Genomic DNA, 13,590 nt, shown 5'->3' with positions numbered 1-13,590 from the left:
ACCTGCTATGTGTTTACTATGTCAGTTTCAATGAATATGAATTCATTCTCTAGTAAGAGATATAACGATACAATTAACGAATAAAAGGTGTTTGAATGAGCGAGCAGGATATGTCAGGTAAGGAAAAAACGTTGTTTGGTAAGGGACTCAACCCTTCTAATATTCTTCCGAAGAAATTAACTTTAGAGTCAAAAATCAAATTTCGTTGTCATCCAGGGGTAGAATGTTTCACTGCCTGTTGTGGTGGTATCAAGATTATTTTAACTCCCTATGATATTTTGATGCTTAAAAAGCGGTTGGATGTTCCAGCTCATGAATTTCTTCAGAAATATACAACCCCTGTATATCTTGAGCAGACAGATATGCCGGGTGTTGCCTTGAAACTTCGTGAGGATGATAATAAATGTCCTTTTGTTACCCCTGAAGGGTGTACGGTTTACACGGATCGTCCGTCAGCCTGCCGATATTATCCCGTTGGAATGGCTGATTTCCATGAGGGGCAGGGATCAATGGGGGCCGGGGCCGATCACAAAGATGAAGAAAAGTTTTTCTTTATTGTGAAGGAGGATCACTGTAAGGGCTTTCAAGAAGACAAGGAATGGACTGTTGCCGAATGGCGTGCTGATCAGGGAGTCGATGTTCGTGATGAAATGAATAAGGATTGGTTACGACTGGTTATGCGTCGTAAATCATTTGGTCATCAGGCATCACTTTCAGAACAGGCAAAAAGAATGTTCTTTATGGCTTCCACCGATCTTGATCATTTTCGCAGGTTTGTTCTTGAGAGTTCATTTCTCGATACTTACATAATTGATGACGAGACACTCAAGAAGATCAAGTCCGATGATGTGGAGTTGATGCTTTTTTCTTTCAAATATCTGGCCAATGCTCTTTTTGGTGCTGAAGGTCTCTCTATCAGAGAGGATAAGATTCAGGAAAAAGTGAAAGAAATTAAGCAGCGTCAGGATGATTCTGTTACTAACTCTGTCAATGCGTATAAGGAAATCAAGAAGGCCAGGGGCGAGGAAGTTGACCCTGATCTGTAAAAAATAGTTCCCAGCACGTCAATCGCTGCGTGGCGATCTAAATAATAAAAAAAAGGGCCCTGGAAGAATTCTTCCAGGGCCCTTTTTTTTGTTTTATCTCAAATTTTGTACAGTGGCACAGATTCGTTCGTTTCTGTTTTGGCGCGATAGTTGAAGCTATGCGCCAAGACTGAAACGAACAAAAATGGGTAACCGTTGAACTGTTACTTCTCAGGATCCAGGGATGCTGCTCTGGCCTGAAGAAACTTCCAGCTCTTAGTAACATCTTTCTGAGACTGAGCCATGAGTTCATCAGCGTGCTCGGGGTTCATCATCTTCAGCATACGGTAGCGATTCTCGCCCATTGCATACTCTTCAAAAGTCATTGTAGGCTCTTTGGAGTCAATGGAGAGAGGATTTTTACCAGCTTCTTCCAGCTCAGGATTGAAGCGGTAAAGTGGCCAGTGACCACATGCAACTGCCTTCTTCTGCTGATGCAGGCCCTGAGTCATGTTGATGCCATGATTGATGCAGTGTGAGTAGGCAATAATCAAAGATGGTCCATCATATGCTTCAGCCTCTGCAATTGCCTTGGCAACCTGAGTGGGATTGGCACCCATGGAGATTTTTGCCACATATACGTTGCCGTATGTAGAGAAAATCATCCCGATATCTTTCTTGGGCATCTTCTTACCACCTGCTGCAAACTGGGCAGTGGCGGCACGAGGAGTGGATTTAGACATCTGGCCACCGGTGTTGGAATACACCTCGGTGTCAAGAATCATAACGTTTACATTCTCGCCCGAGGCAAGTACGTGATCCAGTCCGCCGTATCCGATGTCATATGCCCAACCGTCACCACCGAAGATCCATACTGATTTCTTCACCAGGTAATCGGCGCAGCCCAGTAGACGTTTGGCGATAACGTTATCGCCTGCAGCAGCAAGTGTGGCTTTCAGTTTACCGACACGGTCGCGTTGTGCCTCTATTTCGGTCTGGCTTTTTTGAGGAGCACTGATGATATCTGTCGCCACTTTTTTGGTGATCAGTTTTTCAGCAACTGCTTTATCCATCAGTTCCACAGCTTGGGAACCAAGTTTGTTTACTGAAGCACGCATGCCAAGACCAAATTCCGCATTATCCTCGAAAAGAGAGTTGGCCCAGGCGGGTCCCCGTCCGTCTTCACGTTTGCAGTAAGGAGTTGTTGGCAGGTTGCCACCATAGATTGAAGAACAACCGGTTGCATTGGCAATCAGCATTCTGTCACCAAACATCTGAGTAACAAGTTTGATGTATGGGGTCTCACCACAGCCGGCACAGGCACCGGAGAACTCGAACAGTGGGCGAAGAAGCTGGCTTCCCTTGATTGTTGCAGGGTTAACATCAGCTGGAGAAACCTCGGGTTGAGCAAGAAAATACTCTACGTTCTTGGCCTGGGCTGCGCGGATCTTGTCAGAGTTTGGAACCATCTGCAGTGCTTTAACGCCTTTTGTTCCAGGGCAGACATCCATACATTGGGTACAGGAACAGCAATCCTGAGTAAATACCTGAATGGCAAACTTGGACCCTTTGAAGGCCTTACCAACAGCAGGAATTGTTTTGAAACCCTTGGGAGCCTTAACCATTTTGCCAATTTTCATACGAATGGCTGCATGGGGGCATACAAGAGAACACTGGCCACATTGAATGCAGTTTTCCTCAAGCCATTCCGGTACGTTAACACCAATGTTGCGCTTCTCGTACTGGGTGGTGCCTGTTGGCCAGGTACCATCATTTGGCATTTCGGAAACTTTAACCTGATCACCTTTTCCTTCGATCATCTTGGCGGTAACATTCTTGACGAAGTCAGGCGCAGTAGCAGGAACGGTTGGAGGCATCTCGTGACCGCTGGTGGATTTTAACAGTTTTACTTTAACAATGTTTTTCACAGCAGCATCAACGGCGTCGTAGTTCATATTGACTATCTTGTCGCCTTTTTTGCCATAGGTTTTCTTGATGGCCGTTTTGATCGCAGCGATTGCCTCTTTCTCAGTAATAATTCCAGAGATCAGGAAGAAAGCGGTCTGCATGATCATATTGATGCGGGCGCCAAGACCGAGGGCTATACCAAGAGAAAGAGCATCTATGATATAGAACTGTGCTTTTTTGTCGATCAGATCTTTCTGGACTTTCCCTGGTAACTCTTTCCAGATCTGTTTGGCATCGAATGTGGTGGTAAGGAGAAATGTACCACCCTGGTCAAGATTGCGAAGCATGTCATACTGGTCAAGGAAGGTGAAGTTATGACAGGCGATAAAGTTGGCCTTGTTGATAAGGTAGGGAGCAACAACCCGGTTTTTACCAAATCTCAGGTGAGATGTAGTGATGGAGCCGGATTTTTTTGAGTCATAAACAAAATATCCCTGAGCAGAGTTATCGGTCTCGGTGCCGATAATTTTAATAGTATTTTTGTTTGCTCCAACGGTACCATCGGATCCTAAACCATAGAACATGGCACGATAGACATCGTCACCTTCTATTGAGTAGTTGACGTCATAATTAAGACTGGTTCCGGCGACATCATCATTTGGACCAACACAGAAGTGGTTTTTAGGGGCCATTGCTGCCATGTTGTCATAGATTGCTTTGACCATGGCGGGGGTGAACTCGGCAGAGCCAAGTCCATAACGACCTGAAAGAATCAGTGGCTGGTAGGCTGCACTGTTTGATTCGGTGGCCTCACCAACTGCTGCACGAACGTCAAGATAAAGAGGCTCGCCTGCAGATCCTGGCTCTTTTGTTCTGTCCATTACGGTGATGCGCTCAACGGATGAAGGCAGAGCATTTACCATTGCCTTGCAGTCGAAAGGTCTGAAGAGACGAACAATTACCAGACCAACATTTTTTCCTTCGCTGACAAGATGGTCGATGGTGGCAGACACGGTCTCACAACCAGAGGCCATCATGACAATAACATCTGTTGCATCGGGGGATCCGTAGTAATCAAAGAGATGATACTGACGTCCGGTGAGGCCGGCAAATTTGTCCATGGTATCCTGGACAATTTTTGGAGTGGCTGCGTAGAATGGATTAACGGTCTCACGGCCAGTGAAATAAACATCTGGATTTTGTGCAGTACCACGTATTGTCGGATGGTCAGGAGAGAGAGCACGCTTACGATGGGCAATGATATTGTCTTCATCTATCATTGCAGTCATGTCGTCATAGGTGAGTTCTTCAATCTTCTGGATCTCGTGGGAGGTACGGAAACCATCAAAAAAGTGAACAAAGGGGATACGGGAAGCAAGTGATACCTGGGTGGATATCAGGGCCATATCCATACATTCCTGAACGTTCTGGGAACAGAGCATGCCCCAACCGGTCTGACGAGCCGCATAAATATCAGCATGATCACCGAAAATGGAGAGTCCCTGAGCTGCGATGGAACGAGCTGTTACATGGAAGACGGTGGGGGTAAGCTCACCGGCAATCTTGTACATATTAGGGATCATCAGGAGGAGACCCTGAGAGGCGGTAAAGGTGGTACACAATACGCCCGTGGCAAGAGAGCCATGCAGAGAGCCTGCAACTCCACCCTCAGACTGCATCTGGGTTACAACGGGAATGGAACCCCAGATGTTTTCCTGTTTTCCTGTAGCTTTTGTATCTGCCTCGGCGGCCATGGGTGAAGAAGGCGTGATGGGGTAGATTGTGATAACTTCACTTGTGGCGTAGGCTACATGGGTACAGGCCTGATTGCCATCAATTGTGACCATTTTTCTCGACATAGGTAAATCTCCTTTGTTGTTTATTGTTACTGTTTATGTTTTGTGTGTGATTATTGTTTTCGGGGTAAATTTTTCAGATCATCAATTCCCTGGCTGACGATGCTGTAGCCTTCCATTGCCTCAAGTTCTTTCACAAGATCATCAACTTCCCCGTTGTAGGGCATGATGCGAACAGATACACGTTTTGATCCGGCAGGGGCGTCATCAAATGAAGTGAGGATGGAAAGAACTCTGGCGCGATTCTGACGGAGGACATCGATAAGCTGGGAGACTGACCCTCCAACGTCGGACATATCCATGACAATCTGAAAGGCTCCGTCCTGAATACCTGTGGCATGAATAAAGCCGCGAAGGACATCGGACTCGGAGAGAAGTCCTACAAGATTTTCTTCATCATCAACAATGACCAGACCGGAAATTTTTTCATTCAACATGACGAGAGCTGCTTTTTCAAGCGTATCATCCATGCTTAAACGAATGGGAGCAGCAGTCATGACATCTTTAACCTTCATTTCAGAAAGAAGATAATACATTTCATGCATATCCATGTCTGTTTTTGATGATGGTGATGCCTCTTTCAGGTCACGATCGGTAATGATACCCGCTAGCTTTCCTTGAGAGACAACGGGTAATCGCCTGATGTTATTGTCTTTCATTGTTCGTCCGGCTCGCATAACCGATGTGTTGGCATCCACTGTAAGTATAGTGGTAGCCATCCAGTCCTTAATTAGCATAGGGCCTCCCTGTTAAATGCAGGTGAAAAAGATGTAATGGCAGCGTTAAAGGCTGAAAGCCTCTCGTGGCTGATTAATAACGTGTATTGGATTATATAAAGCAAAGCAGAATTTCTTAATATAGAATATTTTTTATTGTGACGCAAGAAGAGATTGAATCTTCGTTGAAGAGCAGGATTCTTGAACCGAAGGTGGTTTTTTTACTTGGTAATTCCACCTTGAATTGATAGAAGAGGGTGGATGAGGCCATTGAAACAGACACAATTGGATGATTTACTTGCAACTGTTCAGAATGAAGAGGAATATGTCTTTCTTGACACAGCTCGCTGTGACGCTGAAAACAGCTCTTCTTTTCTCTTTCTGCGGCCACAGTCCCGTCTGGAGTTTTTTTCAGGAGATGATCCCCTGGCCTTTGTTGCGTTACTGGAAGATAAATTGGCTGAAGGAAAGTACCTTGCAGGCTGGTTAGCGTACGAATTTGGCTATCTGCTGGAACCACGAATCGCAGGAGTCATCCCTTCACAAGGTCAGCAGGGTGTCCTGTTGGCATCTTTTGGAGTGTTTGAGAAACCGCTCCAGTACAATCATGAAAGTGGAGAATCAAGCTTTCCAGGCCTTAAGACAGCGCCTATCGCTTCAGGCTTCGGCGTGGATAATCTGACGCTCAGTCAGGAAAAAGAAAGTTATCTTGAAGCGGTTCGCCGGATTAAAGAATACATCGCAGCAGGTGATACCTACCAGGTCAATTATACACTAAAGCTTCTGTTTGATTTTCATGGTTCCCCCGAGGCTTTTTACGGCAGTCTTCGCCGCAATCAATCCGTTGCCTATGGTGCTGTGCTCCGTCTTGGTGGGGAATACATCCTTTCTCTCTCTCCAGAGCTTTTTTTTCGGGTGAACAGGAAGGTTATTTCTGTATGCCCCATGAAGGGAACCATGAGACGTGGTCGTTACTTGCAGGAGGATCAGGAGTTTTGTGAACTACTCAGCAAAGATCCTAAGAATCGCAGTGAGAATGTAATGATTGTAGATCTGCTGCGCAATGACCTTGCCCGTCTCGGCCACCTTGCAGGTGATGGATGGGTGCATACCACGTCGCTCTTTGATGTGGAACGTTATGAGAGTGTGCTGCAGATGACCTCCAGTATTCATGCGACAACTGCCCGAAATGTTATTCAAACTGCTGGAATCCGCAATGTGTTAAAGGCACTGTTTCCATGTGGTTCTGTTACCGGTGCACCAAAAATACGAACCATGGAGATCATTCGGGAACTGGAAGAATCTCCCCGGGGAGTGTATACCGGAGCCATAGGGTATTTTGCACCGGATGGTCGTGCCGCATTTAATGTTCCCATCCGTACTATCCGGATCGTAGGTGGAAAGGGGGAAATGGGAATTGGTTCCGGAATTGTACATGATTCGAATCCGGAACAGGAATGGGAGGAATGCCTCTTGAAGGGCCATTTTCTGACAAAACCGGTTGCTGAGTTTGTTCTTATTGAAACGCTTCTATGGGAGCCTGGAAAAGGGTATTGGCTACTTGATTATCACCTTGACAGGTTGGAAAAAACGGCAGTTTATTTTAGTTTTGTTTTTTCGAGCAAAGATATCCTTGAGTCTCTTCAATCATTTAAAAACACAAAAGAATTTCAGAAAAGTTGCTTCAGGACGCGCCTTACTCTGGCAAAAGATGGTACTGTATCAACAACTGTTCATCCTTGCGATATGCCTCTGTTGCGTTGTTTGCCGGAAAATCCACAGGCGACCCATAGTGCTCTACCCTGCATCGATCTTTCAGGAAAAATAGTGGATTCTTCCTCTCCCTGGTTTTTCCATAAAACCAGTGAGAGGCGTTTGTTTCAGGAAGAATTTGCCAGGGCACAGAAAGAATCGTTTTTTGATGTTGTATTTTTGAATGATCGCGGTGAACTTACCGAGGGATGCATTTCGAATTGTATTGTCTGGCTTGACGGGAAGTATTATACCCCACCGGTTTCTTCCGGTCTGCTTGAAGGTACCATGCGTCGTAAACTTCTGGCGGAAAACTCTACTGCGCTTCAGGAGAAAATACTCACTTTTGAGGATCTTCAGCGGGCAACAGCTTTGTTCTGCTGTAACTCCGTTCGTGGAGTTGTTCAGGTTCGTCTGACGGATTTGAGTTGATAGAATATTTATTCCTGTTTGTAATTTTTTCCCAAGGCCTTTGGGGCACGAGACAGAAAGAGTTTACCTGCAAATCCCTGGGTTTTGTTTTCAGAATAATCCTGTTTTCGCGTGTTTCCGGTTGAAAAATGCATAAGGACGAGGGTGAAAATCATGAGTGGAAATGGCGCGGTTTGAAAAACCTGTGCTGGAACCCCGGGGAAAAGATTCTGGAGGCCAATACCACTTACCTGAAGAAAGGCAAACAGCATGGCACCAAGAGCCACGCGTATTGGATGCCAGCCACCGAAAATAACCAGCGCAAGGGCAATCCATCCAATTCCTTCAGCTCCTTGGGGGCGTCCCCATCCAGGTTTTAATGAAAGTGAATAGGCAGCTCCGCCTAAACCCACGAGAAAAGCTCCCGCCAGAACCGCTGTCATCTGAATCCTTCCAGGGTTGAGTCCGCGGGCAAAAGATGCTGCCGGATTTTCTCCAACAGAGCGTAAGGAGAGTCCGGCTTTGCTGAAGCTGAAGAAACAATAGAATAGAAAAATAAGCAGCAGGGCAATCCAGACCGTCGGCGGCTGGGTCAGGACGACTTGCAGGGAGTTGGGGAGCGAATCGTAGAACGGGAGTTTTGTCGCAAGGAGTGTCGGTCCCTGAACTCTGCTGTACGGATTGCCGAGGAAGTATGCAAGATCCCGACAGAGCAGTGACAGGGCAAAGCCCACTGCCACCTGTGTAAGATGGAGATAGATGCTGAAGTAGCCAACAATTAATCCGGTGAACATACCCGCACAACCACCTGCCAGAAAACCAAGAAGCAGCGAGTCTGTTTGCCGGGCGATCACAAAGGCGGCCATTGCAGAAAACAGTACCACGCCATCAAGGGACAGATTGATAACACCGCTTTTTTCGGTGAGCGTTTCTCCCAGTGCAATTATGATAAGAGGGGCACTGGCCGTCAGTACCGATGCAATAAGCACGGGGATGGAAAGATCACCAATCATGACTGCCTCCTTCTCTGTCTGATACCTAGAATGAACAGGGCGCAGAGTACGCAGCAGCCTTGAATCACTCCGGACAGGGAGGAGTCAAGTTGGAGGACAATGGGCAGCTGAACCGCTCCGACATTGAGGCTTGCAAAAAAGAGAGCAAGAAACGGAAGGAGCATGATTCTGTATCCAGCAAGCAGTACGACTAAAAGGGCAAGATAGCCATACCCACTTGAAATTGAGGGAATAAGACGATGATAAACAGCGGTCACCTGAAGAAATCCGGCAAGTCCGGCACAGGCTCCTGCGATACTGATTGACTGGAGGTAGTAGTTTTCGGGTGAAATCCTGTAAAGGAGGGCTGCTCTTGGGTTTTGTCCGACTGCCCTGAGATTCAGGCCAAGGTGACTTTTTTCAAGGAGTAGCCAGGTGATAATGATGACTGAAATGGCAATGATCAAACCAGCAGTAGCCATCCGCCAGCCGGGAGGCGTCGAGAGCCAGAGTTCCCGGCCAAGAAGCTCTGTGCCGCTCATCGAAGCTATCCCTGGTCGTTTCCAGGGACCAAAAATAAGCCAGAGAACAAATCCCTGGGCGACAAAGTTGAGTCCAAGGCCGCCAAATATCTCATGAACCCCACCCCGGGTTTTTAGCAGTCCTGCCAGAAGCCCCCATATTCCACCACCAAGCAAAGATGTGAGGAATGCCAGAAAGAGACGAAGGAGCGGGCTTTCGATGCCAGGAACCCGCAGAGCAGCCATGGCGAATATTGCACCCATTATGATCTGCCCCTCAATACCGATGTTCCAGAGATTGACTTTAAAGGTGTAGAGGAGTCCGCATGCACAAAGAATCAGAGGGATCCAGACAGAGAGCACCTGACTCATTTTGGTGGTGGAGGCAAAGGCACCCAGCCAGATATTTTGAAAGGCCGCAAGGACGGGAGCTCCAGTGATGAAGAGTATGAGTGCCGTGAACCCTAAGACGAGGATGCTCCCAAGGAGTATATCGAAAGCGGCACGTTCTGTGAGCTTTGCCCCACTTAAGTTTTTCATTGTTCCTGCATTCCCATCATAGCTGCAGCAATAACATCGTGACTGGTGTTAAGGATAGCGCTGTCCAGCACAATATCACCATCATGAAAAACAAGAATACGATCACTGTAATAGAGAATTTCGTCCAGCTCAGGAGATGAAAAAATGATAGTTGTTTCAGGGCTCAGTTCACTGCGCAGATAGTTCCATACCCATTGTCCCGAACGGATGTCGAGCCCTCTGGTCGGGTTTTCCAGAAGTAACAGGCGTGACTGTGGGTCGAGCAGGGCCAGGAGGAGACGTTGCTGGTTACCTCCGGAAAGGTCTCCTGCTGCATCCTCTGCCTGTCCCTTTATGGAAAATTGGGCGATGGCCTCCTGGGTCAGTCTTCTGCTGGTTTTTGTGGAGTGCCAGAATGTATTGCCACTTCTTCGCAGACTGAAATGATCACTTATGGATATTTCTGCAAAGAGTGCTTCTTCAAGACGATCGGCAGGAATGAAAGAGGTCTTCAGTCTTTGGGCCTGCAGGCTGGCATTAATAGTGCGGGGGAGGTTTTCTCCAAAGAGTTTTACTGTTCCCTCAATGGGTGTCGTCAGCCCCGCAGCGAGACGCAAAAATGTGGATTGACCCGCACCGTCAAGTCCTGCAAGGCCAATAACTTCACCCTCTGTTACGATGGTGTTACACTGCTGCAGTCCCAGGCGTTCTCCAGCTGCTTCCACATCTTCCAGGACCAGTATCGGTTCTCCTGTACTTCTTTTGGGTATCTTGTCTGTCTGTTCAGGGATAGCTCCGAACATGGCGGTGAGAAGTTCCGGGAGGTAAAAGGGCGCAGCACTGTGATGAGTTGTTCGTCCATGACGAAGCACTGTCAACTCATCGCAGAGGCTTGCCACTTCTTCAAGTTTGTGAGAAACGAGCAGGATAGTCATGCCGTCTGCAGCTAGTCGCTTGAGGGCGGGAAAGAGAACCTCTTTCTGGGCAGGCGAAATGCCTGTGGTTGGTTCATCAAGAATCAAGATACGTGTTTTACAGTGGATAAGGCGCAGCAACTCAATCTGTTGTCTTTCTCCCACGGTTAAACGTCCGACACAGCGGTCAGGGTCAAGGTGGAAGCCGAAACGAGTGGCAAGGCTTAGCAGGGCTAAACGCAATTTCTGATCTTTTCTTTCTGGAGTGCCAAGACTGAAATTTTCAAGGACGCTGAGAGGTGGGAAATCCATCGGTTCCTGATAGAGCATACCAATACCTAATCGTGCTGCTTGCCTCGGATTGTCAAGCTTTACATCCTGGCCGCCAATAAGAATTGTCCCGCTCGATTTTGACTGGTAGCCGGTGAGGATTTTCATCAGTGTCGATTTACCGGCACCGTTCTCACCAATTATTCCATGGATGGTTCCGGAATGCGCAGTAAGGCTTACGTCTGTTAAGGCACTGACTGATCCAAAATGCTTGGAGATATGTTGGAATTCTACATCCATGGGAGGGGATAGCTGTATAGGAGCACAGGGGATATTTGTGGGGGAAGCACACGACAGGGAATGTTGAATTGTGAAGTGTCATGGCTTCAGCGGTTCAAGATTCCCTGTGTGATATTTTCTGGTTGGTTTTGGGGTTATTGAGACGCGCCTTCCATCCCTTCAAGGAGTTGAGGGAGGTTCCAGATTTGCATGTCAGTTGCGATTTCACCTTTTTTCAAGAAGACAGATTTGTCCTGAAAATTAAGGGGGCCGCTAAAAAGAGATATGGATCCATCTCCAAGTCCTTTTACAAAGGTGGCAAGTTGTGCCTGTATTTCACCTGAAAGGGCTTTGCCTATTTGAAAACCGATGGAAGAGGTCATGCTGTTGTTCATGTCCGTCCATTCAGGGCCAAGCCAGAGCCACTCTTTTTTCCAGCTATCAGCGATTGCTTTGCTGATAAAGTGAGTATAGCCGGGAACCCAGTTAAAATAAGGGACACCGAGACAGGCATTGGGCGCGGCGTTACAGCTCCCCTGAAAGTCGTAGGGAATAGCAGCTACCGCCGCGCCTTCCTTTTTCTTCTGGTCGGCCACAATCAGTGCTTCTGTTGTGTCAATTCCGGAAATGACAACATCGGCTCCGGAGTCAAAAAAGTTTTTCGCAACCTGGGTTGGGTCGGAGGTAACTCCTGGAATGTTAAACCAGAAACCTATCCAGGAGACTTTAAAACTCAGGTCAGCGGGATCTTTTTTCAGAACACTGGTCCAGGCATACCGTGCACCGAGAAAACAGGCAGCGGCGAGGCGTTTGGTTTCATCGTTGATCAGAGGCCCGAGGTAACCGATCTTTCCTGTTGTGGTAGTCATTGCTGCGGCAAATCCTGCAATCATCTGTCCATATTCCATTTTCCCCATAAGGTTGGAAAGATTTTCGGGAGATTTGGGGTTGAGGGCATCATCACCTGAAATATGAATAAATTTGACATCGGGGTGGAGCATGGCCGCTTCACGAATACCATCGGTCATGTCGTCGGAGTTTCCAATAATCAGTCGCGCTCCCTTGGAAACAAGATCATCAACCAGAAATGGTACCGTGACACCTGGACGGTCAGCGGGATTTACTTTGTCGATATAAATCATTCTGCTTCCGGGAATGTGTTTTTCAATTTCTTTTCCAGCTTCAAAATGGGCCTGGCTCCAGCCGTGGTCATTAGAAGGTCCAACCATGAGCAGGCCAAAAATAAATTCATCGGATGCAGTACCCTGCTGCGGGCTGAACAGAAATAGCAGGGACATGATAAGGGCCAAGGCCATGCTGGTTACTGTTTTTCTCATTGTACTCTCCTTGGGATGCTGGATGAAAAAATTATTGCAGTAAATTGTGTTCCTCCGTCGTGTCAATTTCAACGGGAGGAATAATAAGGTTGTGCGTTGCGCCAAGTGTTCGTACTGTCTCCATAAATGAAGATGGTAAAGGAATCTCACGATCTGCCACTAACATTCCAATGCTGTTTGCCTGTTGCAGAACATGGGCCGAGTCAATTCCTTCCTGATTGTCGCAAAGCGTTTGAATACGCAAAGCGTCGGAGAGTGGGGCCGTCATATGTGGCAGTTCGCTGTTCAGGCTCATCAGTTCCTGCTCAATGAGCCCTTGATGGCTGTTCCGGAACAGCTGGAATTTCTCCTCGGTGTTGTGCGTTCCGAATATTTCATTGGTAATGGCACCGGCGAACATGTTTTGTGCTGAACTGTCCAGATCAGGGTGCTTTCGTAAGACAACAGACTTTATTTCCTTGAAAAAAATCATCTGAATCACTGCAACTCCTTCGCGGAGGATAGGAATAAGGCGGGAGTTTTTACTGCTGGTATCTTTGTCCATGAGATCTCTTACATAACAACTTTAACAGCTGCATGGTTTTTCAGGTGTTGATAAAATTTGAGTCGGGTTTCGTCATCCTCAACCACCAGTTCAACATTGAGGCTGCAATATTTTCCTCCCGAACTTGTATGGGAGCGGGTGATTAACAGATTCCTGTCTCCTGTTACGGTTTTAATTGCCTGTCTAAGTGCATTCTCATTGAGGCCGATTACCTTGTACGTCCAGGAACAGGGGTATTGAATACTTGGTTTTTCTTTACAGGAGAATGGCTTGGGGAATGGATCGATATTCATTGAATTGTTTTGGTTTTTTTTTATGAACGGCTCCTTGAGGCTATCTGAATTTATCTGAGGAACTTTAACGAGGCAAACGTTAAGAGTCAAGATAAAGGGATAATTGACCGAGGAATTGAAACGATCATGGTGGCGTCTTTTTGTGTTGTGGGCAGGGGCTTTCGTTGGTCAGGCAGTTTCAGTCTGTTGGCGGTATTGATGAACAAAAAGAATAGTCGTGTTAAGAGTCGTTTCTCAATGAGAATGTATCTTA

10 protein-coding genes are annotated in these 13,590 nt (G+C 47.0%); 2 read left to right on the top strand and 8 right to left on the bottom strand.

Annotation, left to right across the window (positions count from 1 at the left end; genetic code table 11):
* Positions 1-95: 95 nt before the first annotated feature.
* Positions 96-1,046, top strand: a complete 951-nt coding sequence (locus UWK_RS17220) for a YkgJ family cysteine cluster protein (protein WP_015405670.1) — start codon at positions 96-98, stop codon at positions 1,044-1,046.
* 203 nt (positions 1,047-1,249) lie between these two features.
* Here the strand turns inward: UWK_RS17220 and nifJ are convergent, their stop codons facing one another.
* Both nifJ and UWK_RS17210 read right to left on the bottom strand, forming a co-directional pair.
* Positions 1,250-4,792, bottom strand: a complete 3,543-nt coding sequence (gene nifJ, locus UWK_RS17215) for a pyruvate:ferredoxin (flavodoxin) oxidoreductase (RefSeq protein WP_015405669.1) — start codon at positions 4,790-4,792, stop codon at positions 1,250-1,252.
* A gap of 50 nt (positions 4,793-4,842) precedes the next feature.
* Positions 4,843-5,526, bottom strand: a complete 684-nt coding sequence (locus UWK_RS17210; RefSeq protein WP_015405668.1) for a CBS and ACT domain-containing protein — start codon at positions 5,524-5,526, stop codon at positions 4,843-4,845.
* A gap of 240 nt (positions 5,527-5,766) precedes the next feature.
* Between UWK_RS17210 and pabB the strand changes: the two genes are divergently transcribed.
* Entirely contained in the window at positions 5,767-7,689 is a 1,923-nt protein-coding gene (gene pabB, locus UWK_RS17205) for an aminodeoxychorismate synthase component I (RefSeq protein ID WP_015405667.1), read from the top strand.
* Positions 7,690-7,697: 8 nt separating this feature from the next.
* Here the strand turns inward: pabB and UWK_RS17200 are convergent, their stop codons facing one another.
* The 6 genes from UWK_RS17200 to UWK_RS17175 form a co-directional block, all read right to left on the bottom strand.
* Complete coding sequence (locus UWK_RS17200) at positions 7,698-8,681, bottom strand: ABC transporter permease (RefSeq protein ID WP_015405666.1); 984 nt, start codon at positions 8,679-8,681, stop codon at positions 7,698-7,700.
* A complete protein-coding gene (locus UWK_RS17195; protein ID WP_015405665.1) occupies positions 8,678-9,721 on the bottom strand; it encodes an ABC transporter permease in 1,044 nt (347 codons plus the stop codon). The genes UWK_RS17200 and UWK_RS17195 overlap by 4 nt, the downstream gene beginning before the upstream one ends.
* Positions 9,718-11,184, bottom strand: coding sequence for an ABC transporter ATP-binding protein (locus UWK_RS17190; protein WP_015405664.1), 1,467 nt, complete (start codon positions 11,182-11,184; stop codon positions 9,718-9,720). The genes UWK_RS17195 and UWK_RS17190 overlap by 4 nt, the downstream gene beginning before the upstream one ends.
* Positions 11,185-11,318: 134 nt before the next feature.
* Positions 11,319-12,500, bottom strand: coding sequence for a BMP family lipoprotein (locus UWK_RS17185; protein WP_015405663.1), 1,182 nt, complete (start codon positions 12,498-12,500; stop codon positions 11,319-11,321).
* 31 nt (positions 12,501-12,531) lie between these two features.
* On the bottom strand, positions 12,532-13,044 hold the full coding sequence (locus tag UWK_RS17180; RefSeq protein ID WP_015405662.1) for a hypothetical protein: 513 nt from the start codon (positions 13,042-13,044) through the stop codon (positions 12,532-12,534).
* Positions 13,045-13,052: 8 nt separating this feature from the next.
* Positions 13,053-13,337, bottom strand: coding sequence for an HP0495 family protein (locus UWK_RS17175; RefSeq protein ID WP_015405661.1), 285 nt, complete (start codon positions 13,335-13,337; stop codon positions 13,053-13,055).
* Between the last annotated feature and the right edge of the window lie 253 nt (positions 13,338-13,590).

The sequence above is a fragment of the Desulfocapsa sulfexigens DSM 10523 genome, from assembly GCF_000341395.1.
Lineage (GTDB): Bacteria > Desulfobacterota > Desulfobulbia > Desulfobulbales > Desulfocapsaceae > Desulfocapsa > Desulfocapsa sulfexigens.
This window is presented reverse-complemented; position numbering and strand designations above follow the sequence as displayed.

Coding starts and splice junctions, on each gene's coding strand:
- UWK_RS17220 (WP_015405670.1), top strand. CDS start 96: ATGAGCGAGCAGGATATGTCAGGTAAGGAAAAAACGTTGTTTGGTAAG.
- nifJ (WP_015405669.1), bottom strand. CDS start 4,792: ATGTCGAGAAAAATGGTCACAATTGATGGCAATCAGGCCTGTACCCAT.
- UWK_RS17210 (WP_015405668.1), bottom strand. CDS start 5,526: ATGCTAATTAAGGACTGGATGGCTACCACTATACTTACAGTGGATGCC.
- pabB (WP_015405667.1), top strand. CDS start 5,767: ATGAGGCCATTGAAACAGACACAATTGGATGATTTACTTGCAACTGTT.
- UWK_RS17200 (WP_015405666.1), bottom strand. CDS start 8,681: ATGATTGGTGATCTTTCCATCCCCGTGCTTATTGCATCGGTACTGACG.
- UWK_RS17195 (WP_015405665.1), bottom strand. CDS start 9,721: ATGAAAAACTTAAGTGGGGCAAAGCTCACAGAACGTGCCGCTTTCGAT.
- UWK_RS17190 (WP_015405664.1), bottom strand. CDS start 11,184: ATGGATGTAGAATTCCAACATATCTCCAAGCATTTTGGATCAGTCAGT.
- UWK_RS17185 (WP_015405663.1), bottom strand. CDS start 12,500: ATGAGAAAAACAGTAACCAGCATGGCCTTGGCCCTTATCATGTCCCTG.
- UWK_RS17180 (WP_015405662.1), bottom strand. CDS start 13,044: ATGGACAAAGATACCAGCAGTAAAAACTCCCGCCTTATTCCTATCCTC.
- UWK_RS17175 (WP_015405661.1), bottom strand. CDS start 13,337: ATGAATATCGATCCATTCCCCAAGCCATTCTCCTGTAAAGAAAAACCA.